We start from the raw sequence: 23,461 nt of genomic DNA on the forward strand, positions 1-23,461 counted from the left end.
CCAGATATGACGAGAAAGCCCCAGGTCAAAAGGCCTGGGGCTTTTTTGTGGGCGACATTCAATGTTTCTGCAATGCCTCCAACCGCGCCGGCAAGTCTTCCTCAGGAAAGCGCTCGTGCAACGCCAACAGCTTCTCATCCGCCGCTCTGGTTTCCCCAGCCTCACGCAGCCTCACAATCTCCTGCAACCCCTCCTCCAACCCCGGCACCGCCACCGGCGCGCGCTTGCTGAGTTTGGCGGGCGACTCATCCGCCATCGAGCCCATGACTTGCGCACTCTCGGCGTTGGGGGCGATGGCCAATCGGGCCACGGGCGCAGGGGCGGACATCGGGGTCGGGGCAGGACGTGCGGCTTCCTCATGAAGGGCGGAGAAGGTCGCTGTGGAGATGTCGGGGTGCGGCACGGGCTCGCGTAGGACCACGCCGATCATCAGCGCTAAGCCTGCGACGGTGGCGAACGCCATCTGCCAGCGTGGCCGTTGGCAGGCTTGCAGCCAGCGTTGCCACAGGCTCGGCTGCGGCGCCGGGGCTTCGCGGCGGGCGGTGGCGAGGATGAAGGCGTCGAGGGACGCGGGCGGTTCGCCAGTGCTGTGTTGACGCATGTGCTGGAGCAGCACGTCGTCGGGGTCCGGGGTGTGTCGGGGGTCGGTCATGCGGGTATCTCCTCGGCCAGCAGGCGACGCAGTTTCTGCTGGGCGTAACGCAGGCGGCTTTTGACGGTTTCCAGCGGGGCGCCGGTGAGGGCGGCGATTTGCGGCACTTCGAGGTCACCGTGCAGGCGCAGCAGGAAAACTTCGCGCTGGTCTTCGGGCAGGTCTTGCAGCGCGGCGTCGAGGCGGGCCTGGTCGCGGCTCAGGCTCAGTTGCTGCTCGGGGCCGGCGCTGTCGTCGGCCTGGGCGTGCAGTTGCTCGTCGTAGCTGTCGTGCAGGGGGTTGTGAATGCCGTGCTTGCGCCAGTGGTCGATCAGGCGGTTGCGGGCAATCTGGAACAGCCATGTGCGAAAGCTCGCCCGGCCTTGTGGCTGGGTGGCGCTGCGGATCAGGCTGAGCCAGGTTTCCTGGTAGATTTCCTCGGCCAGTTCGGCCTTGTTGCTCAGGGATACGAGGAATCGGTACAGGCCCTGGCGATGGCGCGCGTACAAGGCTTCGAACGCGGCGCTGTCGCCGGTTCGGTAGCGGGCCAGCAGCGCTTCGTCGCTGGGTGGATCGTCTGGAACGGCCATGTAATGGGCGAACTCCTTTTGTAAATGTGGGAGGGGGCTTGCCCCCGATAGCGGTGTATCAGTAACAGATGTGTTGACTGTCCCACTGCCATCGGGGGCAAGCCCCCTCCCACATTTCGACCAGTGTTGCATTCAAGATCAGGGTTTCAGGCTTTGGGCCAATTCCACCAGTTGCACGAACTCATTACGCAGGCCGAACGGGTCATTGCCTCGGGCCGAGCGGGCCAGTTCGGCAGTGTCCTGCAGGCTCATGCTGCCAGTGTAGCGGCCATCGCCCTTGAGCTGTTGTGCAAAGGCTGCCACTGCCGCCGCGAAGCGCAGGTCGTCGCTCGCTTGGGTGGATTTATTGCGGATGGGGCGCTCGATTAACTGACTGTCCCCCCCCGCCGCCGACTTGTAGCGCACGCGCAGCATCGCCAGCTCACCCGATTTATCCTCAGCTGCAGGCGCAGCAGCGTAGCGCAAAGGCTCCGACCAGCCCTTCTCGCCCTTGGGCACAATTTCATACAACGCAGTGACCGTATGCCCTGCGCCAATTTCACCGGCGTCGACTTTGTCGTTATTGAAATCCTCCCGTTTCAAGGCGCGGTTTTCATAGCCCAGCAGGCGATATTCACTGACCTGCGCCGGGTTGAATTCCACCTGCAACTTCACATCGCGCGCCACCACCGCCAGGGTCGAGCTGAGTTGGTCCACCAGCACTTTGTGCGCTTCGCGAAGGTTGTCGATGTAGGCGTAATTGCCGTCGCCGGCGTCGGCCAGTTGTTCCATCAGGTGTTCGTTGTAGTTATCCACACCGAAACCCAGGGTGGTGAGGGACACACCGCTTTTGCGCTGCTCTACCGCCATCTGTTTGAGGCTGTCGAAATCACTGATGCCCACGTTGAAATCACCGTCGGTCGCCAGCAGGATGCGGTTGATGCCGTTGTCGATAAAGCCTTCGCGGGCCATCTGGTAGGCCAGTTCGATGCCGGAAGCGCCCGCCGTGGAGCCGCCTGCGGTGAGTTGGTCAATGGCGTTGCGGATCTTCACCTTGTCTCGACCGGAAGTCGGTTTGAGCACTACCCGGGACTCACCGGCATAGACCACCAGCGAAACACGGTCCTGCTCACGCAACTGATCCACCAGCAATTTCAGCGTGCTTTTCACCAGCGGCAAGCCTTCGCGACGGTCCATGGAGCCGGACACGTCGACCAGGAACACCAGGTTGGCCGGCGCCAACTCCGCCACGGGGCGGTCGGACGCCTTGATGCCGATGCGCAGCAGTTGGGTGCGCGGGTTCCACGGTGTGGCGGCCACTTCGGTGGTCACGCCAAAGGGCGAGCCGTCGGTGGGCAACGCGTAGTGGTAGGGGAAATAGTTGACCATTTCCTCGAGTCGCACAGCGCCTTCGGGCGGCAGGCTACCTTGGTTGAGGAAGCGTCTGACGTTGGCGTAGCTGCCCGTGTCGACATCAACACTGAAGGTTGAAACCGGCGTTTCGGCCACGCGATGCACCGGGTTGTCCGGCAGGTTGGCGTATTGCTCGCGGGGTTCGCTGCGGTAGTCCATCGCGGCGGACTCCTGCATACGCATCGGTGCAGGCATTGCCATGCGTTTCACCAAAGCGCCCTGGGGTGACGCGGTTTGCAGCTCGGCGACGGGCTCGGCCGGCTTGGCCAGCTCAGGGGACGAAGACAGCCCGCAACCGGCCAGCGCCACCACCATGGTGACGGCAAAGCCTTGGGCGGCAGGACGCAGGAAGAGCAGAGGACGGGACATGGGCTGAACCTCGTGAATGAATGATCCGTTCACAAGGTCAGACGCAAGGTGCGGGATGTTCGGGTTAACCCTGATTCAAATAACACCACAGTTGGACCGTGGTGCTCTCAGAATCCGGATATCAGTCCGTGCCGTACTTCGGGTTACGCGGGCCGTACAGGATCCCCGCACGCTGCCCCGGCGACAGCAGGCGCGCACTGGTGATACCGGCGATCGGGTGCGCCGCATCGGTGGAACTGTTGATCACTTGCTTGACCGCCGCCGTGATCAGCATGCCGACGAGGCCACCGCCGTTGTTGTTGCCTTCCTCGCTGGACGCATGCGCCGAGCCGGTCCACAGGGTGGTGCCGGTGCGCAGGTCGACCAGTTTGGCCGAGGCCGTCACGGAGGTGTCGCTGGAGATCAGCATGTACTTGGTGCCGTAATTGGTAACGGTGATGTACAACGCCGAATCCGCGCCAAAGATGTCATGCAGCTTGGCCGGTGGCACCGCCTGGATATCGTTGGCAGTGGTCAGGCCGTTCTGGCGGAAGGTTTCGTCCACCAGGGCAATCGGCAACACGTAGTAGCCGGCTTCCGCCAACGGGTAGGTCACTTGCGAGACCATGCTGTAGGAGGCCTGCACTTCCGGCGACTCATTGATCGGCGGCAGTACCAGGATCGACTTCGGTCGCGCCTGTTTGTATGCCGTGTAGTCAATGGTCTTGGGGGCTGCGCAACCGCCGAGCAGGGCCAGGGCCAGCAAGGCGCCAGTGAGTTTCAACAGGCTCATTTAGTGGCGACTCCGGTCTTGGCGTTTTTCAGCAGAAAATCCATGTAGGCGGCGGACTCAGGGAACAGTGCCTTCTCGGTGCGGAACTCCTGCACCATCTGGTCATCCTTGCCCATGCTCAGGTAGAGCATGCCCAGGTGCGCGTGGTAGCCAGGTGGGGCCTTGCGGCCACTGGCGTTGATCTTCTGCAGATCCCGCTCCAGCGCCTCGACCTGCGCTTCCTTGGGCTCGCCCTTGAAGTACTCGTAAACCTGCGGCTGGTAGCTTTCCCATTGATACAGGGGTTGGGGCGCCGTCTGGCACCCGGCGACCGTTGCGACTGCTGTCAGCATCAGCGCCAACTTAACTGCCTTGCTCATCCGTGTACTGCTCCTTGAGGTGTTGCTGATCAGTTGCGCGGGTTCCAGGCGCCGGCGTTGATGCCGTCGACGAGGCGGTTGATGGCTTCACGCATGGCCAGGTCGAGGACCTTGCCATTGAGGGTGGAGTCATAGCTGGCGGTGCCGCCGAAGCCGACCACTTCACGGTTGGACAGCGCGTACTCACCGGCGCCCTGGGTGGAATACACCACTTCGGAGGTGCTGATGTTGACGATATTCAGTGCGACTTTGGCATAGGCGACTTGGGTCTTGCCACGGCCAAGGATGCCGAACAGCTGGCGGTCACCGGTCTCTTTGCGGCCGAACTCGGTCACATCGCCGGTCACCACATAGTCAGCGCCTTTGAGCTTCTGCACGGTGCCTTTGATCGCGGCTTCCTGGGAGATTTCGCCCATGTTGTCGCGGTCCAGCACGCTGAAGCGGTTGGTCTGCTGCAAGTGGGTGATCAAGATGGTCTTGGCCTGGCCACCGAGGCGGTCAACACCGTCGGAGAAGATGCCGCGCATGTAGCTGGAGCGGTTATCGAACTTGCCCACGGCGATTGGCACGCGCACGCCGGAATAAGCGACGTGGGCGCTGGCGACTTGTTCCACCGGCATGGCGCGGTTGCTCTCCGTGGCGCAACCGGCCACGGTCAGCAGCGCTGCGGCGGTGAGGCCGGACAGCAGGATTTTGGACAGTGTGTTCACAGGGTGCTCCTAAGTGGGGAAATCCAAAGCGATTGGCCGCTATCGAGAAGGGATATCTTGCAGGTCGTCGACAATGTATTGGCTCAGCCCACCAGTGAAATGTCGCTCGACACTGGCGTTACCGGTATTGGTGATAATGCCGCCGATGGTCTTCCATTGCTGCACCTGGCCCACCCAGTTGTTGGGCACCAGGCCTGGCCGGTCGTGGGCAAAGCTCAGCACTTGGGCGCCGGCTTTCTTGACCTTGACCTTGTAGCCGAAATCGATGCTTTGCAGGATGGTGCCGTCGTCGATGACTAAATTGGACAGCCCGCCGTTGGTGTCGATGATATGGCGCACGTAGACGATATCCACGTCCAGCAAATAATCGGCGGTTTCCTTGCTGGTGGCGTAGCGCTTGGCGTTGAGCAGGCGGTTGACCAGATCGACACCGAGCTCCTGGCGAACCTTGTCGTCTGGCATGAAATGTTTGCTTTTGCCGCCCACTTCAACGTCGAAGGTGTCGACCCAGTAGGTAGCCGTCTTGGGAATAGTGACCGGCGCCGGGGAGATGTAATACGCCGGCTTGGAGGCACAGCCCGCCATAAGGCAGGCCGCGAGGAATACGGCAAACAGGCGCATGTCTGAATTCGTCCCTGAAAAGTATCGTGCTTTAAACAATCGCGGCATTTTACGGAGTTGAAAGCCGTTCTCAAGTTGTTTTGACGCCCGAGCTGCGCCGTTTTACTGGCGCTTATGCCCAAGTCCGCGGCGAAATGCCCTAAGGCATTGTCAGCAAAACAAAAACAATGATGGCTATTGGCCTGCACCAATCAAATAAAAAATGCATTCTCAAGTTATGCCCGTGAAGGACGAGACAGTGGCTTGGTTCGTTCATTTATAGGGATATTGCGTGTTGAAAACCCTCTTCCGGGCAGCGGCGCTCGTCGCCGCGTTATCCATGACCGGCTGTGTGTCGTACACCGTCACTGGCCCCATCGGCGCCCCGCTCCATCCGGCCTCCAGCAGTAGCTCGCGCAGTGCGCAAGTCGCCGATGTGACGGTGAATGCCGCCGACGTCAACGAGGCCAACAAGACGGCCATCAGCCGCTCGCTGACGGCCCAGATCAACCAATACGTGCGCACGGCGGGTTATTTCAACCAGGTCACCGAGTATCCGGTACGCCTGGGCGAGCACGACGTCACGCTCAAATTCAAGATGACCTCCCTCAAAGGCCATCGCGCGCCACACCCTGCGTATGTGCCGGGCGCGCTGCTGACGCTGACGATCTGGATCTGGGTCAACGGCCCGATCTACGTGGACAGCTTTGACGTAGCGGGCGACCTGGTCATCGTCGACCGCAACGGCCAGGAACTGGCTTCGGCGAAAGAGTCGATCAAGTTCGAACACAACGTCGGGCTTTACAGCGGCCAGTATTGGGCGCCCTCGATGGGCGGCCAGCAGCTGACCAAACTGGTCGCGCAATTGCTCGACACCGCTACCGCCAAACTGGCGAAACCGTAAATTTAAGGAGCAACACATGAAAGGATTGATTAAACACTGCCTGGTCCTCGCGGCGGTCCTGCTGACCGGTTGCGTTTCTTACTCGCAGCACGAGCTGCCGGCAGTGCAAACCTGGCCGCCGACCGCTAACGCACCGGCTCAAAAGCCGACGGCGTACGTGCGCACCACGGCGCAAAACCACGTCAACGGTGGCCCAGGCAACGCGGCAGTGGGTGCCCCGGTGGTGCTGTGGGAAAAGGCTGTGGCCGACACCTTCCAACAGTCCAACCGCTTTTCGCGAGTAAGCACCGACAAGGTTGACTCGGACCTCTATGTGGATGCCACCCTGCACAACAATGAAGAATACAGCCCGGTGTCAGCGTTCATTACCGGCTTCACGTTCTGCATCATCCCCACCACTGCGAAGAACATTTTTACCCTCGAAACGGTGTTCAAAGACAAGGACGGCAAGGAGTTGGGCCGGGTCAAAAAGAGTGAGTCGGTGCGCACATGGGTGCATCTGGTGCTGATCGTAGGCCTGCCTTTCCAGACCGACACACGGGAAGTGGTCGAGGCGTTGACGCGCAGTACGCTGGATGAGGCGGTGCAGCGCAAGTTACTGTAAAGGCCTGTACGTCGACGGTTATCCATCTGACGCACGTCAATCAAAAATGTGGGAGCGGCGGTTCAACGCCGCCCACATTAGTTACAGCCAGACCGCCCTGCTCACGTGTTGATCACAATCGTCTTGGCCAACATATCGCCCAATCGACGGCGCAACCCGAACAGCACAAAAAGGCCGTTCAGCATACTGAACAACAGCTTCGGAACATTACGCAAAAACGATTGAAACAGCGTGCAGTTCGTTGGTTAGGGGTAACCCACCACCGCCGTCCGGCACACCCGCTTACCCAGGCTCTGGCCTTTGGGCAAGGCATCGCAAAACAGAAAGTACCCGAAGGCTAAAAACATCAGCACATAGCGGATGCCATCAAAAAACAGCGGGGCCACCACCGAGCGCAAAGACAGATACGCGTAGTCCAGGTTGCGGATCAAAAACAGCAGGAAAAACACCACGGCCATATCGATGACATAGCCGAGCAGCCGCCTGAACGGGCTGGCAAGGTCCCAGGTTTCTGCCGCCGATACTGAATCGTTCATAACGTGCTTATCCCCTGCCTTTGTCGTAAATATCCGCCAGGCTGCGAACGCTCGTCAGATTACCGGTCTGGATCACGATGGTCTTGGCGAACATGTCACCCAGGCGTGTCCTCGATTCCATGAGGATCCACACCCAATCGATGACCACCAGCGCACCGGAGTTACGCGTAAACGACTGGGAAACGCTGCAACCCTTGAGGGTCTTGCGGTCAACCGTGGCAATGCTCAGCAGGCGCTTGCCAAGGCTCTGGCCGTAGGGGAGCGCATCGGCCAGCAGGAAGTAGGCAAAGCCCGCAAAAAACGCGCAGAGGAAACCGGCCTTGGGCGTCGCCGCAGGGACATAGGCAGACAACGCCTCTGCACTATATTTGACGATGAAAAAGATCAGCACCGCGATGGCGCAGTCAATGATGCGTGCGGCCAGGCGACGGCCGATGCTGGCCAGGATTGTGGGGCGTTTAGGGGTGCTATTTGCGTCCATACAGGGTTACTCCAACTTCAACGTGATTGCGTCTATTCCGGGCGGGTGCAATTGCGCTCCCAGCCTTTTTCAATCGTGCCGCCGTACTTTTCACAGGACGCCCTTTCCAACAGAGCGTCCAGGGAATCGCGCCCAGGCTCAACCCACAGCAGGCCGAGCAAGTAGGCCGCCGTGGCCGCGAGCACCAGCATCGCGGCCATCCGAGTCAGCATGAATCGAAGCGTTGCTGCGGTTGTGCGCGATCGCTCAAACACGAACGCGAACAGCAGCCCAATGCCGCACCACAGGAAGCCTGTGACTGCCACGCCCAACGGCGTCGAACCAGGATCGAGGTAGGCCCAGGCCAGCATGGATACCGTGGCGCTGGCGAACATCACCAACAGGCACAGCCACTGGGCAACCCGACACCCAATGCTGAAAAAGCGCGCCAAGCGCGTTTGAGCATTCACGGGAACGTCATACCAATGCGTGCCCGCTCTTCGGAAAACCAGATGCCTGTGACCTTACCGACCACCTCTTCAACGGCCACCTGTCCCATAAAGCGGCTGTCATTGCTGTTATTGCGGTTGTCACCCAGCAGGTAGACGTGCCCTGGCTCGACCTTGAGCGGAGCCAACTCCATCGACGCCGGCCCATTCACACGGTCTGCCGGTGCATGAAACAGGCCGAGGTTTTCACCGTTGCGGATCAGTTCGCCGTTGACGATGGCCAACGTATCGCCCCCAACACCCGCCACGCGCTTGATTGCCTCGGTGCCGTTCCAGCGATACACCACGATATCGCCGACCTTCGGCACACCGGCCTTGAGGTCGGCCACAATGTAGTCGCCCACGGACACCGTCGGTGCCATCGAACCGGTCGGAATGTAGTAATTCTTGAACCCTATCAGCGGCCCCCGCAGGACCTCCAACAGAATGAACGTGATCACGATCAACACGCCGACGTATAGCGCGTGGAACCGTTTGCGCGGCACGCCCGCCGGGCCCGTGTAACGACGGGCCAACACTGCCGATACGATTGCCGAGCTGAGCTTGACCGCGACAATCCAGCCGAACAACACGTACAGCCCGATGGGCGAGGCGCTCAGACCGAACACGCCGAGCAGCACCACACCGCCGTACAACAGCGCAGCAACCGAAATGGCCCACTTGATACGGCCCACGTAGACAAGCCCCCAACCGGCCACCAGGCAGGACATCAGGAAAGCTTGCAGGGAGAGTTTTACAGGTTTCATTGATCATCCTTAATAATGCAAGTGCGCGCGTTGCGCCTATTACTGTGCGGCGCGCCAATCCACGTAACCCTTGACCGCCTCTAACTGGCTCAACATGAAGCTCGAAAAGTCCTCGAACAAAACTGTTGCCCCATCCAGTTCAGGATCAATTTCTACGATTGACCAATCGTTCTCTGCGTCGAATGCATAAAGCACACCGCTCCCACTGCTGGCAAACACATACATATGACGGTAGGCATCGACCTCGCATTTGGCGATGGCGGCGTACTTCACTGGGCCGTCCTCGATGTAGAGCGCGCTGTCCAAGTCACCGAAGCCGAACTGCTCAAGAAACTCAAGATAGTCATCCGGCACACTGTCGCGGTGCGAAAATTCGACGCCACTCAGTATTAAATCCCGGTCACTTATGCAGCTTCCATAATCCCCTTCGTACTGCTCAGCAGAGGTGATGTGTTTTATAAGTTCGCGAATATTCAACATGTACTCCATCGATACCACGCATAACCCTAATTGCCCTGCGCAGGAGGGCGCTTGCTCGCGCAAAAACCGGAAGACGCCGCGCGATGGGATTAAAGGGGACGGATTTATTTAACCGCTTACCGACTGGCGCCACTACCAAATAAACCGCCCCCTTTAGTCCAGTACTGTTTCAATCTCTTGTCTTAAGAACCGCGGGGCCGGCGTTGTTGCATAACGCTGTGCGATTTCAAAAGGGTCGACAACTTTTGCTTTAACCCCTTCAATTGAAAAATCGCCGACCACATATTTGGCGAAAGACGATGACAGCCGATCACCATCAAGTAGCCAGCAGCCATAAAACAAGGAAATCAGGTACTCGCCAATGTAATATCCGATACGCGTCACAAACCAGACTCTGTGTTCCTCACTGATAACAGCGTGCTGAAACCCACGGTCCAGCAGAGCTAAAAACTTTTTTGGCTCAACCAATACTTCATGAGGCTGATCAAATCCGAGACTTTCACAGAATTTATGCAGCACCGGCAGACGCTCTGATCTAAATGCCGCAAATCCAGCAGCACGTCGGTCAAGCAGCCTATCCGGCGTTTCTCCAGTGTCTACCATTAATCACCTCACTCACTGCTGCTTTTTAATAGTTACCATGCACACGACATTTCCACAAAATGGCATAGGGCAGCTCGTCGTCCAATATGTCTGTCGAGCGAAAATAGTAGACCACTGAAGCGTTCTCGAGGCTTTTGTGAACAAAGGCACCATCGGACATTATGCGGTAGAGGCATGTTCCATAACGTCCCCCACGGCCTTCAACGCTTGCTTGATTTGACCATAGGTCGTGTCTGCCGTCTTTGGTATCAATTCCGCAGGGGGACTAATGACTACCATGTCATCACGTTCAACTTCTCTGAAATAGGCTCGACGAAACGCTGCCTCGCTGGCTGCCCAGTAAAAAGAAACTAATCGGAGTTTGTCTTGACCATCCTCGTTAACGGTGTCGGCCAAGCAGAATTGATTATCGCAAGTTCCATAAACACCCTCATCGATGAGTGAAAGTGCCGCTCCGGATGTATCAAGGACATCACCTGCTTTTTGCTCAAGCAACAACGACCAAGGAATCATCACCACACCCTCCAGAATTATTGCGGCCATTTGAATATTTTGCATTCGATCCTGCCAGCCTTGAGCGCATTTTCAGCCGCTGTTTTATGCGGTCCCTCTGGTATTTTTTTACCGAATTAGAAAATAGGGTTCAGACCACCAATATACGTTTTAGCAGTAATCGTGGTCTGACCCCTATTTTCATAACCGCCTTGCTGAAAAAAATTTTAAGCAGATAAAAATAAAAAGCTAATTTTTAAAGAGCGTAATGTTCTAGGCTTGCCTCACATACATTAAAAAAACGTTGTCTGACCCCGAGTCCCCCGGCGACCTCTTCCACGTGATGACCAATGACGGTATTGAGCACCAACTGGCGTTCCGATTTCCCGGTAGGCCGGGCCTTGTAATTAAAGGGGACAGATTTATTCAATAGCTTACCGATCAAGGCCCCAGCTAAATGAATCGTCCCCTTTTTGGGTTGGCCATGGGGTTCAGTACCCCCCGGCACTGACATCCGCAACCGACAACCAATAATCCACTACTGCATCGAAGCCTCTGTCGTTGGCCCGAGCCTGCAACGCGACAAGCGCCTGCCGCGCATCGGTTATCGACCAGCCCGTGGAGTTCAGGCTCAGCCACGCATAGTCCAAGCGGCCGGCTTGCAAGAAGCTCTCAAACAACGGCTTTTTCTCTCGATCAGGATCAAACCACGCCGGCAATTGCCCTCCTGTCGGCGGGGGCATATCCCGATCAATGATTTCGAAGGAACAACTGCTTTCCCACCATGGCCGGCCAGGGTCGGACGGGTTGGGAAAGTCTCCGGTGTAGGGCCCCGCGTCTTCAGCCATGCTCTCCAGCGGCGTCTCTTTGCTAAACAATTCGACGTTGGCGAAGCCTTGGGGATCATCACCGGTTTTCAATGACTGCGCTTCTAGCTCCTCCAGACAATCAAGCCCAACCGCTTGGGCAAATTGCTCAAGCTCTGGGGTGACAGCATCTTCGACACTGATGGACATCATAGCCAGAACACCCATCAACTGGGCAGGCGTGCGGGCAATCTCGATCGTCATATGCTCGGCGGCTACATACATCTTGACGAAGCAGGGTTCACGGTCGACAAACCAGTGCCTCCAATAGCCAATATAGGTCGGCCGCGATCCATCGCTCCACAGCGGGATCAACGCCGGCGGGAACCCGTACCATTGCGCTGGGGCATCCAGCGTGCAGATGGGCGGATGGATGCTTCCATCCGCGCAGGCATCCAGCACGGTGGGCAATCCTAAGGCTTCAAAGGTCTTCTTGAGATTCATATCTTCACCGTATTGGCGCCAGAGGCGTCGACCACTCAGGGATATCTATTCTATGCAACGGAGAAACTGGGCCCACCCAGGGTTTGGAAGTTGCACTAGTTTGCTGGTGTATCAGTTGATGAGCCTCGCGCGAAGGTACGGGTACTAAATGCCGTGGGTCAACGATCTGGGTCGGGAAATCTGTCTTACCGAAGTTCCAGTGGTGGACTTCAGCAACGAAAGAAATAGAAAGAAATAGGGGTCAGACCACTATTCTTCTATTCTTTTAGCTCACACTTCTTGGGCGTCCTGACACCCCCTGCGAAACTCGTTTACCTAATGCCTGCTCAATCTCGGCCGCAAACTTCTGATCGCCCAAAACGTAATTACCGTTTGTAGAAAATCGAATTTGCTCTATCAACTCAGGTGAAAGCCGATCCTTGAATAAAGACCGGTAGGATTCGGCTCGTTGCACGGTGCTGCTACCTAACTCTCTATAGACCGCATGTGGGCTTAAAAAGCTTGATGGCTCGCCCTGTGCATTTGCCCTGTAGCTGGTCCAGCGATAGTCGCCCGGATGAGCAACCATGCCCGCTCTAACCGGATTCATTTCGATATATCGATAGCAAGCTAAAACATAGTTGTCTTTTTGAACCAGACAGGAGCGGAAACGTCCTTCCCACAACGTGCCCGTTCGTTGATAGGTTCGATTGATGTATTGAACGTAGCGCTGCCCCAGCCCTTTCATAAGTAGACCAGCCCCTGCGAAGCAGGTGGGGGTCAACAACAAGTGAACGTGATTTGTCATCAAGCACATTGCGTGAATTTTACAGCCATACAATTCAGCAAGCAGGTCTAACTTATCAACGTAAAAAATATAGTCTTCGTCTGAATAAAAACACGCAGACCGGTTGTTTCCCCGCTGAATAATGTGCAACGGGACATCCGGCAGTATAACTCTAGGACGGCGAGCCATATAAACCCCCAAATGAATAAGAGCTTACAGCTTAGCCGCCCATCACCAGGCCAACACAATCGAATAATTACAAAAAATAAATCATATTTTAAAAGAGCAATTTTGCTGAACTCTAAAAAGCGCAAAACCGTGGTCTGACCCCTATTTTTCAAGGGGACAGATTTATTAATCGACTACCGACTAGCGTCACGTTTAAATAAATCCGCCCCCTTTCATGCACCCTTTTATACAAAAACTCAGCCACCTTTATTAAATTAAAAATCAACGAACATTAAAAAACCACAGAACAAAACCTAGAACAAAGCCAACCCCAGCCATTTTTAAATAAAGCGGCGTATTTTCTTTTATAAGCACAATAAAGTCCTCGCCACCACTCAACCAATACCCGGCAATCTGAAAGAACACACACATAAACAACAGACCGAACGCACAGGCACAAGGAAGATAAATAGCAACCCACCAAGGTTCATTCTTTTTCATTGTTGTCTCTTTTCTTCAAATAGAAATCAGCTCCACTATTGAAAAATCCTGACGATACAGAGTCGCCCAGATTACCAAATATGGAGGGAACGGAACTTTGCGATGCCGGCCTGCTGATAGTCCATATTCCAGTCGGCATCCACTCATACTGCTTCGACACCGGGTTAAGCAGCTTATCAAGAGGCGCCTTGATCGTATTACCAACGGCAAACCCCACAGAAGCGCCCGCCTTACTTAACAAAGCTCCCATAAATGGGTCTTCCCCTTTCATTTCCGCTTGATAATAACCACCCGTTGCATTCCAAGTAACCGTCGGATTGTAACCTTTGCCAGCTGTGATCGCGCCGACTACCCCAGAGCCAATCACGTCCGACAGTGTCACTTTTCCTGTCGTTCCATATTGGATAGCTGCACCAATACCTGCGGAAGCGCCCACCGCTATCAATTGTTCTTTACCTTTGGTCAAAGCGTTAGTAAGGATTGAACTTCCGCCCATCACCATTACCGGCCAAGAGAGCGGATCGATGACAACTGACATGACTCGGTCTGTGTCAGTAATATTTTCCTTCAAAAATTTAAGGTCCGAGCCATTGAGGTAATTTACCAGTGCGACAGCCTCGGGATTTTTCAATTTTTCACTCAGGCGGAACTGTGACGGGTCGGCATCTCTCGCAGCATTGGTGCTTGCCTGAATTTCCTCTTCCCGTAGGACACACGTTAAACCACCGCCAATGCAACGACCCATCATTTTTTTACTGTTTTCATTACTGATTTCAATATATTTTTTTAATACTAGACCGCAGTCGCCTTTAACGTTTTTGCAGGCCGATAGTTCTCTATCAAGTGCGCGGGCTTCTGTCTCACTCAGCCAGTTATTCTCCACCGCATTACGTCCTGCCTGAGCGCCAGCGGAGGCACCGAGCATATCACCGCCAGTGAGCCCTCCGCCCACCCCCGCAGCCAAGGTCGACAAGGCGGAAACCGTTTCCTTTTGCGCTTGCGTCAGGTCACTTGTTGCGGTGCCCGGATAAAGTTGACGGGCAATCAACTCACCCATCGCAGCGCCGGTGCCCCCTGCCAGCGCCGAATTTCCTTGCGCTTGCGCCACCATCGCGCCAAGCACTGCGTGAGCCATCAGGTTGGCGTAAGGGTCGCCTTCAGTTTTTTTCTTGATCTCCTGTGCCAGGTACGGCGCCGCGGCACCTGCCAACGCACCGCCAACATTGCCACCCATGACCGCTTGAACAATGGCGGTGACGGCTTGGCTGGCCCTCTGGAAGCTGCTCCCTAAGCCATAGTCCTTCTGAGCACGCTGGCTGACTTGTTCGGCAGTCGGGTTAGCGATGCCGTCTTCAATTAGCTTCTGCCGCGTGGCTTTGCCAGCCTCAGTGGTGGGGTCTTCGGCGTCCCTGATCTTCGCGGCAGCAATCGCATCGCCAATGCCCTTGGTCAACTCTATCGAACTCTTGATCAGTTCCATGCGTTCCTGCATGGCCTTTTCATCAGGCTTGTCGAGACGCTGGTTGGCGTTGGCCGTGTCGCGGTTCAAGCCGACCAGGTCATTGGCACCCTCGGGGTTACGCACCACGATCGTGCCTTCGCTGACAGCACTGCGCGTATAGCTGTGGTCCGAATCGTTCAGCGACATTCCATACAGAGCGCCCGGTGTCATCGTGCTCGCGCCGCTGCTGTAGGAGCCGGAGACGCTCATGCCCGCAGACTTGCTCTCGATCTCGCTCTTGTTCTTGATGTCACTAACCAGCAACCGATCGGTGAGCAGCAGGTTCCTGTCGGCCGCAGCCTCGCTGGCAATCACCGCACCTTGCAGGATGGTGTTTTTGGCCACGTCGATGGTGTAGCCGCCCTTACCGGCAAAGAAACCGCTCTGGTCGGTGACAGCTTGGTAGTCGCTGTTCATTTTCGACGCCGCCAGGCTCGCGGACGCTGTCACTGGGGAGCCATAACAGATCGGCGGAATGCAGATGCTCGCACCGAAGCCCGCGCTGTTCTGCTTGCTCTTGGACGTCTCGGTGTCCTGGCGCGACAGAATGTTGAGGTTGCCGCCGATGTTGGCATCGATACGGTCAGCGCGTACCTGCGCGCCGATCAGGCTGGTGTCCTGGCCGCTGCGCAGTACCAGCGAGCCGGTGTCCAACGTGGTATTGACCTGGGTAACCGAGCCACCCGAACCGAGGTTCTTGGCGGTTTGTGCGCCGAGGTCGATGGTGAAACCGTTTTGCTCGCCTATGTTGAAGCTGGCACCGATAGCGGTCCTGTTGCGTGAGCCGTCGTTTTTGCGGTCGGTGGTGTTCTGTGCGCTCTGCATCAGGATGTTGTTTTTCGCGGACAGCAACGTGCTGTCGGCTTTCAACGTACTGCCGGTAATCGTCAAGTCACCCACAGTGCCCGGCGCATCGCCCGCAGCGATGATCGACAGTTTGCCCCCGGCGTTGAGGTTGCTCTGGTGAGCGGTCTGCGCCGTGTATTCGCTGCTGCTTTTGGTGCGGGTGTTGGCCAGTTCGGTACCGATCTTGATCAGCGACCCGTTGCCGGCAGAGCCACCAGTCTTGTCCTTGAAGCCGGTACTTTGTTTAGCGAGATCGCCCGCCTGGTTATTCAGGTTGTACATCGACAGCGCCGCCTGGGCGATCTTCACAGCCTTGAGGCGTGGATCGTCGGAGCTGCGCGCCGCCTCGGCTGCGTCGCGGATGCTGTTGGCGGTGTCGACCACGGTGCCCGCAATCACTCGCCCAACCGCCAAGCTTTTTGAGCTGTCCTTACTGGTCTGACTGGCCGTCTCCATCCCCGAAGTAACGGTGACATTAGCCCCACTCAACTCCATGTTCTTGGTACTCACCAGATCACTGGCCACCACCTTCAACTCACGCCCCGCCGTCAGCGACACGTTGCCCGCGCTGGAGCCAATCGTGCTGCCGGTCAAGGTCATTTCATTGGCGGTGCCGTTGTGCTTGGAGCTGTTGATGTACAGCTTCTGGTTGCCGGTCATGTCGTCCAGACCGAGCTTGTTGCCGGTCAACACGCCGGTGAGGTCGCGGTTCTTCTCCTTGTGCATGTCGGTGCGGGCGAAGGTGTTTTGCGCCGCGTCGATGGTCAGGTCGCGGCCGGCTTGCACGGCGAGGTCGCCGGTGCTGACCAGGTTGGAGCCGGTGACCGTGGCATCACGTTGGGCCGCGACGGTGACGGTTTCGCCGGAGACCATGCTGCCCAAGGCGGTGGTGCGTTTTTCGTCGACTTTGTCCTGGACCTTGCTCGACTTGAGCCCGCCCCAGCTGCTTTTGCTTTCCTTGCGTTCATGACGGGCGCTGTCGGCGTTACTGACGGCGAGGATGTTCACGTCCTGGCCGGCGACCAGTTGCGTGGCGCCTTTTTCAGCGGTAACAGCACTGCCGGCCAGCAGCAGGTCTGCACCAGCGACGACGGTGCTGTTCGTCCCCGCGCTGACCAGGCTGCCAACGTTGTTCACCACGTCGGTTTCATCCAGGCGGAATTTCTTGCCCTGGGAGGTTTTCTTGGTCTTGCTGTAGAAGCTGTAGTCCTGATTTGCTGCGGCTTTGAGCTCGAGGTTTTTACCGGATACCAGGTACGCCTCGTTGCCGGCATTGACCTGGCTGGCCACCAGTTGCAGGTTCTGCCCGGCGCTCAGGGTGGCGTCGCCGCCGGCCTTGATCACGCTGGACACTTGCTGCACGTGGTCTTCGATGCTCTTGACCTTTTTTGTGTTGCCCGTGGAGTGCTGCTCGTTGGCCGCCGCAACGGCGTTGAGGTCGCGGGTGGCAATCAGGTTGACGTCGCGCTTGGCTTCGACCTGGCTGGCCACGGCGCTGATATCGCGCCCGCCAATCACATGCAGGTCGCGGCCAGCGTCGACCACGGAGCCCTGTTGGGCGATGGTGGTGAAGCTGGAACGGTTGCCGATGGCGCCGCTGTCGAGGCTTTTCGAGGCGGTGATGTTCACGTCGCCCACGGCCTTGACCGTGGTGTCGGCACCGCTCTTGAGCACGCCACCGATGTTGTTGACGTTGCCGCCCGCCTGCATGGCCAAATCGTTGGCCGATTCGATGCGCGCGGCGCTGTCGACGAAGTCGCTGCGTTCGGTGCGGTAACTGCTGGCGCTTTCGTGGGTGGTGACGCTGCGTTCGTTGAGCAGGTCGGCGCCAGCGGCGAGGTTGACGTTGCCCGCGCTGATCACACCGCCGGCGCGGTTGGTCAGGTTGTTGCCGCTGAGCAGGTCGAGGCGACCACCGGCTTCCATCAACCCACTGTTGGTGAGGTTGCCGCCGACGTTCGCCAGCAGGTTGCCGGTGGCACGCAGGGTGCCGGCGTTATTGAGGTTGCTGCCGGTGATCAAGTTGACGTCGCTGCCGGAAATCAGCGCCCCATTGGGTGCCAGGCGGTCGTTCGCCTGGGCCAGGTACAGCACCGGCACCAGCACTTGCTGGCCGGCGACGGTGGCGTTTTCCAGCCACACGATATCGTGGGTCAGGGCGGCGACTTGTTCGGCGGTGAGGCTCACGCCTACGGACAAATTCAGGGCGCTTTTGCTGCTGATGGCGTTGTCCATCAGGTGCTTGAACAGGTCGGCGTCGCTGGTCTGGCCGTCGATGAAGCGCTGGCCGGTGCGGGCGAGTACGGCTTGCTGGATCAGGCGCTGTTCGTAGAAACCATCGCCCAGGCGCTTTTGCGCGGTGTCGGGGTCATAGCCGAGCTTGGTCAGCATGTAGTCCGAGCCCAGGAACTGACGCATATCCGTGAACAGCGGGTTGGTTTCGATCAGGTATTTATGCGGGCTGGCCGCGAACTGGCTGGTGGGCAGGCCTTTGGCGCCATCGCTGTCGTTGAGGTGGAACAGGCCGTTCTGGCCACTGGGCAGGTCGAAGCCGGGCAGGCCCAGCGGGTTGACCTGTTGCTGGGCCACGTCCGGTGGCAGTTGCGGGTTGAGGCTGACCAGGGTCGAGTAGCCCGGCGCATTGGTGTTGGCGCCGCTGCCGACGTAGGTGTAGCCACCTCGCACGACGCTGTTGTCGATGCCGGCCTGGGCCTTCACATCCACGCTGCCGCCAGCTTGGATCACAGCGGCGTAACTTTGGTCTGGCGCGCTTAACTGGGTGGTCTTGCGCAGGGCGATCTGCTCGCTCTCCATCTTACCGATGAACGAGGCCAGGCCCGCTTCGACGCCGCCCATGTCCTGGCCGGCCGAATAGCGCTGGGTGAACGCAGCGGCTTCGCGGTACCAGGCACCGGGCTTGCGCTCACGGGCGGAGGTGAAGATGCGATCGTACTGAGTGTCGTGGGTCACTACACCGACATTGGTGAGTTGGTTGACGACGGCCGTGAGGTTGCCGCCGGCGCCGATGCTACTGCTGCTGTTGAGCAGCTCGCCGACGGTGAGCAGCATGTTGCCGCCCGAGGTGATGCTGGACGCTGCCGTGGCATCGCTGACGATGAAGTGATCACGCTGGGTAATCAGGAACGGGCGGTTCTGCTTGGGGCCGTCGCAGTCTCCACCGGTCACGCGAAAGATACAGGCCGTGGGCGTGATGGAGGCGCTGTAGATACCGGACTCGGTGTTGAGCACCGTACGGATGTTCTGGATCGTGCTGGCGGCCAGGACCAGATTGCGCTCGCTCTCGATGGTGCCCGAGCTGTTGATGATGCTGGTGGCCAAGCCGCCCTGGCCGTCACGATCGACGCGCAGGTTGCCCATGGCGTAGAGCGTGGCGCCGAGGTTTTTCAGGCGGTCGACCTTGAGGTTCAGGTCGCCGCCACTGAAGATCAGGCCGTGGTCGTTGAGCAGGTTGTCCACCGAAAGATCCAGGCTGCCCTGGCTGGCGACGCTGCCGCCCACGGTCCAGTCCTTGCCGCTGCCGACCAGGGCGCGGGTGCCGAGCAGTTTGCCGGTGGCGGTCTGTTGCAGGTTATCCACGTTGACGGTCAGGCGCCCGGCCTGGATCGCGGTGCTGTTGGTCCAATTGACTTTGTCGAAGGTCAGGTCACCGTTGGTGACCAGGCTGCCACCCACGTCATCGAGGCTGATGCCACTGAGGTCGAGCGCGCCGGTGCCCACATGCAACACCTTGCCACCGGTGTTCTGGAAGCGGGTGGCGGCGAGGCTCAATTGGTCGTTGGCGGTTTCCAGGCTACCGCTGTTGTTGAGCAGGCCACCGATGGCGTAGCGGGTCTTGCCGCTGGTGCCCAAGGCGCGTATTTGCCCGCTGTTGTTGAGGCTGGCGGTCTCGACATCAAGGGCCGTGGCGCTTTCGATCAGGCCACGGTTGGTCAGTGCGCCCTTGAGGCTGACGTCGATCCGGTTGCCGGCGATCTCGCCGCCGTTATCCACATTCATACCGGTCAGGTGCACGCGATCCCGAGCAAACAACGCGCCGCTGCCGTTGTTGAAATCCGTTGCATCGATCTGCGCATCACCGGCTTTGGCGGCGATACGGCCACCGTCGTTGTCGAGCGTACCGGCGGTGATGGTCACGCCAGCGTTTTCACTGTGGATCAGACCGTTGCCGCTGTTTTGCAACAGGCCGCTGGTGGTCAGGGCCAGGCCATCGTTGGCGGCCAGGGTGCCGGTGTTACGGTTGTCGATGCTGTTGGCGAATACCGTCAGCAAGCCCTGGCTGGCGAGCTTGCCGCCCTGGTTATCGATGTGCGCGGCGCGCTGGATCAGCAGCGGCCCGGCGCTGGCCAGCTTGCCGTTGCGGTTGATCAGGTCGCCGATCAAATCCAGGGTGATCGCCCCGCCGGCGGTCAGGCTACCGGTGCTGTTATCCAGGGTATTGCCGTTGAGGGTGAACGCACCGGTGCTGTCGATGATGCCGCCCTGGCTGTTGTCCAGCAGGCCGCTGACGTTGAGGGTCTGTGCGCCGTCGCTGAGCAGGCGACCTTTGTTGCGGTTGTCGACGCTGGCGGCGGTGACGTTCAGCGCCTGCTTGGCGCTCAAGGTAGCGCCCTGGTTATCCAGGCTTTGCGCGGTGGCGGTGAGGCTGCGATTGGCGATCACCGTGCCGGTGTTGGTGAGGTGCTGGCTGTCGAGGGTGACGTCGCCACCGGCATTGCGCGTGTTGTCGGGGTTGACCCCGGCTTCGATGATGCCGCTGTTGGTCAACTGACCGTTGCTGGCCAAGGTGATGCTGTCGCGGGCGGCGAGGGTCTTGCTGTTTTTCAGTGCGCCCTTGGTCTGTGCCTTGAGGGTGGTGCCCGCGTACACCGCGCCCTTGGTCTCCAGGCTCGCGGCCTTGATGTCCACCGCACCGCTCGCGGCGGCCTGGGCCATGCTCAGGTGGCCGTTGGCGTCGAGCTGAATATCACCACCACTGGCGGCCAGTGTGCCGTCGAGCTTCACGCCCACACCGGCTTCGGTGCCCACCAGTTTTATCGCACCGGCATACATGCCACCCAGGGCCGACGAGTCGATGGCCAGTTCGGGCTTGGCGCTGCCGTCGTCGGCGCGCGCAGTGGTTTTCAGGCTTTGTGCATCGACGTCGTTGCGGCCGGCGATCACGGTCAGTTGGCGGGCGTTGATCTTCGCGTTGATCTTGGCCGAACGGGTGATGATTTCGAAGCGGTCCACGTTGCTTGCATTCAAGCCCTGGCCGTCGATGGTCACGGCGCCGCCATCGACCTGGTAGCTTTTCAGCTGCCCGGCCTGATCGATCATCGGTTTACCGGTGGTCAGGGTGACGTTGGGGGTGTTGATGAACCCGCAACCGTTGCAGCTGATGCCGTAGGGGTTGGCGACGATGACCTTGGCCGACTGGCCCGCCACTTCGGTGTAGCCGCGCAATTGGCTGGGGCTGCCGCCTTTGACTTCGTTGAGGATGACATTCGCCGCGCCGCCCCTGAGGTTCGGGTTGCCGACGATGATCCCGCCCAGTTGCGTGCTTTGCACCGGCCCGCTGGCGTTGTTAAGGATCACGCCGTTGGGGCCGACGTTGTAGTCCTTGAATTGGTTGTGCGACAGGCCGCTGCCGTTCGGCGTGGCGATGTTCACCACCGGCACGCCATTGCCTGCCTGGCCGACCGTGGTGCCAGGGCCGCTGACGACAATGCCGTCGGCCTGGGCCAACAGCGGCTGCCAGAACAGCGCATTCGCCAAAATCAGTGCGAGGCCGCGCTGGGTTAGGCTTTTCAGGGCAGAAACAGGGCGAACGTCCATATTCAAGATCTCAAGGCAGCTGGCGTTGAATTACAGGTAAAAATCCATGCGGAAATAGATCGGCGCTTCGCGCTCGCTCATCACCGCAGGGCGTTCCAGGGAGTGGGCAAATGTCACGCTGGCGCTGACGTTTTTGCCGCGGGCGAACAGCTCCAAGGAGTTGCTCGAAACCCGCCCATGGAGCGTTTCGTTGTAGCGGTCATTGCGGATCACACCCTGGTCGTAGCCGACACTGGCGCCGTATTCCAGGAACGCCGGGCGCATCCAGTCCCACGTCACCGGGCGGGCCCAGCGAATGTCGTTGCGCCAGTAGCCACCGCTGTCGCCGGTGAGTTGCTGGTCCTTGTAGCCGCGTACCGAGGCCGACCCGCCCAGGCTGATGCGCTGGGGGCTGAACAGCACGTCTTCACTTCGCTGCCCGGTGGCCAGGCTGGAAAAACTGAACGACTCACCCCACAGCGTGAAGGGCTGCAGGTAGCTGAGCGTGGCGGTGTATTTGCGGTAGTTCGGCGTGGGCGTGAGGTTGCCCTCGCGATCGCGTTCCTGGTCGTTGCTTTGCGCGTCGAAGGCGCCGATGCCGTTCTGCATACCCAGGTCGAGGTTGACGAAGGCGCTGCCGATACGCCGCCCGTGGTTGATGCCGACCTGGAACTCACTGAGGCGGTTGCTGCTGGGGCCCAGGCGAGTGTCGAGCAAGTAGTTGTTGGTGCGTATATGGGCGAGGCCGACGTTCACTGAGGTCTTGCTCACATCGTCACGATGGATCACACGCTCGGCGCGCAGCTGATGGTTCTGGCTGTCGCCGGACTGCTTGAACTTGAAGCCATCAGCATCGCCGAGGGTGCGGTAGTCGCTTTCGCTGTAGGTGTAACTGAAGTTCCACCAGCCCCATGGCACGTTGTAGTAGAGCATGCTGTTTTTCGAGGTTTTCTGGTGGTCACTCATGGCGTCGTGGCCGCCGCGCAGTATCAGTTGATCGGCCAGGCCGAGGGGGCTGTCCCACTCAAGACCAGCACCCCATTGCTGTTCGCCGGTGCTTTTCTGACCATCGTTGTTACGCGATAGGCTGGCGCGCCAGGGTTTCTGCGGGGTGTTCTTGACCACCACTTCGCTGCCGCCCACTTGGCTGCCGGGCGTCAGCTCCATCTGCGCCTGCTTGGACGGCAAGCGGCTGAGTTGGTCGACCAGTTGCTCGACTTCGCGCAGGTTGAGCGGCTCACCCACCTTGCCGGGAAAGGCCATCGCCAGTTCGCGGTCGGTGACGGTGCTGCCTGGGCCGCCTTTCACGCCTTCGAGCTTGCCTTCCACCACCAGCACCTGCAGGTGGCCGCTGGAAAGGTCCTGCTGCGGCAGGTAGGCGCGGCTGGTGACACGGCCTTTGGCGATGTAGAAATCAGTGATGACCTTAAGCAGCTCATTGAGCTGCGAGACACCCAGGCATTGGCCGACATAGGGCTTGAGCAGGCGCACGCGGTCCGACGTCGACAGGCTGTCGGCACCCTGCAGTTGGATGTCTTTGATAGGGAAGCAACGGGTGTCGGCAGGCGCGGCCGGGGTCTGGGACTGGGTGCCCTTGCCCGGCAGGTCCTGGAGCTCTTCGAGGCGCCGGCGCTGCTCTTCGAGCAAGCGGTTCTGCCGGTCGCGGATCAGGTCCTGATCCCCGGGCGTAGGGGCGGCCGAGGCGCTGTTCAGGCTCAAATAAGCGAGCAGGAAAGTGCACAGCAGATACCGAGTCCGTGGCAATAACGAAGACATGTTCGATCCGTCGAAAATCAAA

Annotated in this window: 21 protein-coding genes; 2 read left to right on the top strand and 19 right to left on the bottom strand. The window is 58.9% G+C overall.

Annotation, left to right across the window (positions count from 1 at the left end; genetic code table 11):
* Positions 1-58: 58 nt before the first annotated feature.
* From K7431_RS13745 to K7431_RS13775, 7 genes are all read right to left on the bottom strand, one after another.
* Positions 59-652, bottom strand: coding sequence for a hypothetical protein (locus K7431_RS13745; RefSeq protein ID WP_012721607.1), 594 nt, complete (start codon positions 650-652; stop codon positions 59-61).
* A complete protein-coding gene (locus K7431_RS13750; protein WP_012721606.1) occupies positions 649-1,221 on the bottom strand; it encodes an RNA polymerase sigma factor in 573 nt (190 codons plus the stop codon). The genes K7431_RS13745 and K7431_RS13750 overlap by 4 nt, the downstream gene beginning before the upstream one ends.
* Before the next feature lie 138 nt (positions 1,222-1,359).
* Positions 1,360-2,982, bottom strand: a complete 1,623-nt coding sequence (locus K7431_RS13755; protein ID WP_043204624.1) for a vWA domain-containing protein — start codon at positions 2,980-2,982, stop codon at positions 1,360-1,362.
* Positions 2,983-3,103: 121 nt separating this feature from the next.
* Entirely contained in the window at positions 3,104-3,754 is a 651-nt protein-coding gene (locus K7431_RS13760) for a DUF799 domain-containing protein (protein ID WP_012721604.1), read from the bottom strand.
* A complete protein-coding gene (locus K7431_RS13765; RefSeq protein WP_012721603.1) occupies positions 3,751-4,113 on the bottom strand; it encodes a DUF4810 domain-containing protein in 363 nt (120 codons plus the stop codon). Before K7431_RS13765 ends, K7431_RS13760 begins: the two co-directional genes overlap by 4 nt.
* A gap of 29 nt (positions 4,114-4,142) precedes the next feature.
* A complete protein-coding gene (locus tag K7431_RS13770) occupies positions 4,143-4,823 on the bottom strand; it encodes a CsgG/HfaB family protein (RefSeq protein WP_012721602.1) in 681 nt (226 codons plus the stop codon).
* A gap of 39 nt (positions 4,824-4,862) precedes the next feature.
* The gene (locus K7431_RS13775; protein WP_012721601.1) at positions 4,863-5,444 is read right to left on the bottom strand and encodes a hypothetical protein; all 582 of its coding nucleotides are present in this window, start codon (positions 5,442-5,444) and stop codon (positions 4,863-4,865) included.
* 271 nt (positions 5,445-5,715) lie between these two features.
* Between K7431_RS13775 and K7431_RS13780 the strand changes: the two genes are divergently transcribed.
* Entirely contained in the window at positions 5,716-6,327 is a 612-nt protein-coding gene (locus K7431_RS13780) for a hypothetical protein (RefSeq protein WP_012721600.1), read from the top strand.
* Between the two features lie 16 nt (positions 6,328-6,343).
* The gene (locus K7431_RS13785) at positions 6,344-6,931 is read left to right on the top strand and encodes a hypothetical protein (protein ID WP_012721599.1); all 588 of its coding nucleotides are present in this window, start codon (positions 6,344-6,346) and stop codon (positions 6,929-6,931) included.
* 245 nt (positions 6,932-7,176) lie between these two features.
* Here K7431_RS13785 and K7431_RS13790 read toward each other — a convergent pair whose 3' ends face one another.
* The 12 genes from K7431_RS13790 to K7431_RS13845 all read right to left on the bottom strand — a co-directional run bounded on the left by K7431_RS13790 (position 7,177) and on the right by K7431_RS13845 (position 23,439).
* Positions 7,177-7,467: an RDD family protein gene (locus K7431_RS13790; RefSeq protein ID WP_012721597.1), complete on the bottom strand. Its 291-nt coding sequence runs from the start codon at positions 7,465-7,467 to the stop codon at positions 7,177-7,179.
* 7 nt (positions 7,468-7,474) lie between these two features.
* Positions 7,475-7,948, bottom strand: coding sequence for an RDD family protein (locus K7431_RS13795; protein WP_012721596.1), 474 nt, complete (start codon positions 7,946-7,948; stop codon positions 7,475-7,477).
* A gap of 32 nt (positions 7,949-7,980) precedes the next feature.
* Positions 7,981-8,397 carry a hypothetical protein gene (locus K7431_RS13800; RefSeq protein ID WP_012721595.1) on the bottom strand — a complete coding sequence of 139 codons (417 nt, stop codon included), beginning with the start codon at positions 8,395-8,397 and terminating at the stop codon, positions 7,981-7,983.
* Entirely contained in the window at positions 8,394-9,182 is a 789-nt protein-coding gene (gene lepB, locus K7431_RS13805; protein WP_043204622.1) for a signal peptidase I, read from the bottom strand. The genes K7431_RS13800 and lepB overlap by 4 nt, the downstream gene beginning before the upstream one ends.
* Positions 9,183-9,221: 39 nt before the next feature.
* Entirely contained in the window at positions 9,222-9,662 is a 441-nt protein-coding gene (locus K7431_RS13810; RefSeq protein ID WP_224265920.1) for an SMI1/KNR4 family protein, read from the bottom strand.
* Between the two features lie 153 nt (positions 9,663-9,815).
* A complete protein-coding gene (locus K7431_RS13815) occupies positions 9,816-10,265 on the bottom strand; it encodes a hypothetical protein (protein WP_012721592.1) in 450 nt (149 codons plus the stop codon).
* Between the two features lie 159 nt (positions 10,266-10,424).
* Positions 10,425-10,823, bottom strand: coding sequence for a hypothetical protein (locus tag K7431_RS13820; RefSeq protein WP_012721590.1), 399 nt, complete (start codon positions 10,821-10,823; stop codon positions 10,425-10,427).
* 425 nt (positions 10,824-11,248) lie between these two features.
* On the bottom strand, positions 11,249-12,067 hold the full coding sequence (locus tag K7431_RS13825; protein ID WP_012721589.1) for a hypothetical protein: 819 nt from the start codon (positions 12,065-12,067) through the stop codon (positions 11,249-11,251).
* A gap of 265 nt (positions 12,068-12,332) precedes the next feature.
* Positions 12,333-12,983, bottom strand: a complete 651-nt coding sequence (locus tag K7431_RS13830; RefSeq protein ID WP_224265921.1) for a transposase — start codon at positions 12,981-12,983, stop codon at positions 12,333-12,335.
* 300 nt (positions 12,984-13,283) lie between these two features.
* Entirely contained in the window at positions 13,284-13,502 is a 219-nt protein-coding gene (locus K7431_RS13835; protein ID WP_139238009.1) for a hypothetical protein, read from the bottom strand.
* Positions 13,489-21,684 (bottom strand): two-partner secretion domain-containing protein, encoded by an 8,196-nt coding sequence (locus K7431_RS13840; protein ID WP_043204618.1) that lies wholly within the window; start codon positions 21,682-21,684, stop codon positions 13,489-13,491. The genes K7431_RS13835 and K7431_RS13840 overlap by 14 nt, the downstream gene beginning before the upstream one ends.
* 30 nt (positions 21,685-21,714) lie before the next feature.
* Positions 21,715-23,439 (bottom strand): ShlB/FhaC/HecB family hemolysin secretion/activation protein, encoded by a 1,725-nt coding sequence (locus K7431_RS13845; protein ID WP_012721586.1) that lies wholly within the window; start codon positions 23,437-23,439, stop codon positions 21,715-21,717.
* Between the last annotated feature and the right edge of the window lie 22 nt (positions 23,440-23,461).

Source organism: Pseudomonas fluorescens group sp. (genome assembly GCF_020093335.1).
Lineage (GTDB): Bacteria > Pseudomonadota > Gammaproteobacteria > Pseudomonadales > Pseudomonadaceae > Aquipseudomonas > Aquipseudomonas petroselini.